Source organism: Paraburkholderia sp. CNPSo 3274, assembly GCF_024206475.1.
Classification (GTDB): Bacteria; Pseudomonadota; Gammaproteobacteria; order Burkholderiales; family Burkholderiaceae; genus Paraburkholderia.
The window spans coordinates 1-1140 of the sequence record NZ_JAMBPR010000218.1 but is presented as its reverse complement, the minus strand read 5'-3'; the positions used below and the strand labels follow the sequence as shown (position 1 = coordinate 1140).

Sequence of the window (1140 nt, the reverse complement as noted above, 5' to 3'; positions counted from 1 at the left end):
ATCCAGCGTGAGGTTGCCCTTCACCACGGTCAGGTCATTGAGCGGGACGCCCGGCACAGTGGACTGGCCAAAGCTGTAGTCGAGGGTCGAGCTGCTGGTAAGACCAAGGTTGCCATTGATGGTCAGGGTCCCGATGCCCCCCGCGGCGGCGCCAGGTGCCAGAGTGCCGCCGTTCACGCTGACGCTTCCGCCAATGATGCCGGTGCCACCCAGCGTCGCGCCGCTCGCCACCGTGGTGGCGCCCGTGGCTGCGGTCTGGTCCCCGTTGACGTACAGCGACCCCGCCGACACGGTGGTTGGCCCCGCATAGCTGTTGGCGCCGGTCAGCACAGTGGTACCGGGGCCGGTCTGGCTGGCCATTCCCGTGCCGGACACCACGCCGTCGAATGCCATCGTCGTGCCCGTCGCCGGATAAAAGGCGAGCGCGGCATTGTCGTTGATGTTGCCGGTAGTCGCGCCGTTGGTGGTGCCATCGCCCAGCTGTAGCGTGCCCGCCGAAATCGTCCAGGGTGTGGTCGTCAAGGTTGAGCCGGTCAGCGTCCAGGTACTCGCACCCGTCTTCTGGTATTGACCAAAGCCCTGATACAGCGCACCCGGACCAATCTGCGCCATGTTGAAGGTTGCGTTGGTCGAGCCACCCAGAATGAATGTATCGGCTGGGGAGAACGCCACCACGTTGCCGGTGATGGTCGAGCCGGCATCGATTTCGAGTGAGTTGGTGCCGCCGGTGAAGGTGATCGCGTTTGCCTGGATGGTGCCTGTCCCGTCGAGGCCGCCGGTTATCTTGCCGGCATTAACGATCTGCAGGTTCGATCCGATAATTCCAGCGCCGCCAGCCCCGGTTGGACCGCCGCCGTTACCACCGGCAATCGAACCGCTATTTGTGATGGTGAGGCCCGAGCCGGCGACACCAGCGCCGCCGGCCCCGCCGGGGCTACCGCTGCTGCCACCGTTATTGCCGCCACTACCACCGGCGATCGAACCGCTATTGAAGATCGTCAGCCCGTTGCCAGTAATGCCAGCGCCTCCCATCGGCGTATCAGACTGGCAGCAGGCGGCGCCCCCGACGCCATTATTCCCACCATTGCCGCCGGTAATGCTGGCTCCGTTCGCATTCGTGAGCGTGATCCCGTTGGATAC

1 protein-coding gene is annotated in these 1140 nt (G+C 64.7%); it reads right to left on the bottom strand.

From position 1 onward, the window contains the following. Positions 1–1140: autotransporter-associated beta strand repeat-containing protein (locus M3I54_RS44300; protein WP_254346719.1), on the bottom strand; the 1140-nt coding region annotated here is incomplete at both ends.